The organism is Bradyrhizobium sp. P2_E8 (assembly GCF_056403875.1).
This window is the reverse complement of record NZ_JBFUES010001008.1, coordinates 1-2,630: the sequence shown is the minus strand read 5'-3', so window position 1 is coordinate 2,630 and position 2,630 is coordinate 1. Positions and strand designations below refer to the sequence as shown.

At 66.2% G+C, this 2,630-nt stretch carries 2 protein-coding genes; both read left to right on the top strand.

The genetic code is table 11. The features are described 5' to 3' along the window. Positions 1-140: 140 nt before the first annotated feature. Positions 141-1,886 (top strand): ATP-binding response regulator, encoded by a 1,746-nt coding sequence (locus tag AC1D00_RS35835; protein WP_477013921.1) that lies wholly within the window; start codon positions 141-143, stop codon positions 1,884-1,886. 10 nt (positions 1,887-1,896) lie between these two features. Further along, the coding region (locus AC1D00_RS35830; protein ID WP_027542256.1) for a response regulator at positions 1,897-2,630 on the top strand (734 nt) is incomplete at its 3' end.

Genomic DNA, 2,630 nt, shown 5'->3' with positions numbered 1-2,630 from the left:
GTCTATAACCTCGTCACCCAGCAGCTCGGCGGACGGATGATGCTGGAATCCAAGCTGGGACAAGGCACCACTTTTCGCATTATCATGCCCCGGGTCGCCAAGGGCGGCGCGCAAAGCACAGAGACTGACGGGACTTCTCAATGGCCGAACAGGACGATGTCCTCCACCTGATCGACGACACCGGTACCGCGTCGGAGGACAYGGACGCCCGGAAGTGGAAGATCGCCGTCATCGACGACGATCCGGCCGTGCATGACGGCACCCGCTTCGCGCTGTCCGATTACAGCCTCAACGGCCAGGGCCTGGAGATCCTCTCCGCCTATTCCGCGGCCGAAGGTCGCAAGCTGATGGCCGCGCACAGCGACATCGCCGCCGTGCTGCTCGACGTCATCATGGAGACCGACGTCGCCGGCCTCGAGCTGGTCGAGTTCATCCGCAACGAGATCAGGAACGAGACCGTGCGCATCATCCTGCGCACCGGCCAGCCAGGCCAGGCGCCCGAGCGGCGCGTGATCGTGCAGTACGACATCAACGACTACAAGGCCAAGACCGAGCTTACCGCCGACAAGCTGTTCACCTCGCTGACCGCKGCGCTGCGCTCCTATCAGCAGCTCGAGCGCATGGTGCAGACGCGCCGCGGCCTCGAGATCATCATCGACGCGGCCTCGACGCTGTACGACTTCAAGTCGATGCAGCGGCTCGCCGAGGGCGTGCTGACCCAGCTCGCCTCCCTGCTCAATGTCGATTGCGCCGGCATACTGGTCCTGCGCGACAATGGCGGCATCGACCCCGAGCTCTCGGTGCTCGCCGGCAGCGGCTGCTACAGCCGCTTCATCGGCACCACGACGTCGAAGGCGCTCGACCCCGATCTGCGCGAGATGGTTGAGGCCGCCTTCCAGCGCCGCAAGAACGAATTCGCCGACCACCGTAGCGTGATCTACTTGCGCACCGGAAGCGGCCGCGAGGTCGTGGTGCTGCTCCAGGCCGAGCGCGAGCTGTCCGAGACCGACCGCTCGCTGGTCGAGATCTTCTCCAGCCGGCTCTCGATCGCCTTCGACAACGTCATCCTCTATCAGCAGCTCCAGGACGCCAACACGCAGCTGGAAGACCGCGTCGCCCAGCGCACCCGCGCCCTGATGCAGGCCAACCGCCGCCTCTCGGCGCAATGGCTGCGGCTGCAGCGCGCCAACGGCTTCAAGAACGAGATTCTGGGCACCGTCGCGCACGATCTGAAGAATCCGCTCGGCGTCATCCTCGGCCGCACCGAGATGCTGAAGGAGCTGATCTCGACCGGCGCCTCGTCCAGCGGCGTGGTCGCCCAGGTCGATCACATCCGCGACGCCACCAAGCGCCTGACCACGATGGTCGACCACCTGATCTCGGACGCGATGGCGGATGCCTTCGACATCACCATCCGCCGCGAGCCGGTCGACGTCGCGGCCCTGGTCAAGGAGGTCGCCGACGCCAACCAGCCGCTCGCCGTCAACAAGCAGCAGGCAATCAGCGTCGCCGCGCCGTCCAACATCGTCACCATGTGCGACACCGACCGCATCCGCGAGGCGATCGACAACCTCATCAGCAACGCCATCAAATACTCACCGATCGGCGGCAGGATCAGCGTGGCCGTCACCCATGAGGGGAGCGACACCATGGTCCGCGTCAGCGACGAGGGCGCCGGCCTGTCGCCGGAGGATCTCGGCCGCCTGTTCGGCCGGTTCCAGCGGCTGTCGGCAAAACCGACCGCCGGCGAGAGCTCGACGGGGCTTGGGCTTTCCATCGTCAAGCGTATTATCGACATGCATGGCGGCGAGGTGACCGCCGAAAGCGACGGCCCCGGCAAGGGCTCGACCTTCACCATCACCCTTCCTGCGACCGAACTGCCGTGACTTAGAGACAATGACACAAAGCCAGCACATCATGATCGTGGACGACGAGGCCCCGGCCCGGGAGATGGTCGGCGATTACCTCAAGATGCACGGCTTCACCGTGACGCTGTGCGACGGCGGCAAGTCGTTGCGCGCCGCGATCGACGGCGGCATGCCCGATCTCGTCGTGCTCGACCTCAACATGCCCGAGGAAGACGGCCTCTCGATCATCCGCGACCTCAAGAGCCGCATCAACGTGCCCGTGATCATGCTGACGGCGACCGCGAGCCCGATCGACCGCGTCGTCGGCCTCGAGCTCGGCGCCGACGATTACGTCGCCAAGCCCTGCGAGCTGCGCGAGCTGATGGCGCGCATCCGCTCGGTGCTGCGCAGAAGCGTGCCGGCCAAGGCCGCGGCGCCGGAAGCTGCGGCTGCGAAATCGGACAAGGACCAGCTCGTCCGCTTCGGCACCAAATGGCTCGACCTCGAAGCCCAGGCGCTGCGCGACGACGAGGGCAACGAGCATCCGCTGACCGCATCCGAGTTCGGGCTGCTCAAGGTGTTCGCGGCCAATCCGAAGCGCGTGCTGTCGCGCGAGCGTCTGCTCGAACTCGCCAATGCGCGCGACGCCGAGGCGTTCGACCGCGCCGTCGACCTGCGCATCATGCGCATCCGCCGCAAGATCGAGCCCGACCCGACAAAACCCGCCGTGATCCGCACCATCCGCGGCGGCGGCTATCTGTTCTCGCCGGCTGGCGAGAAGGC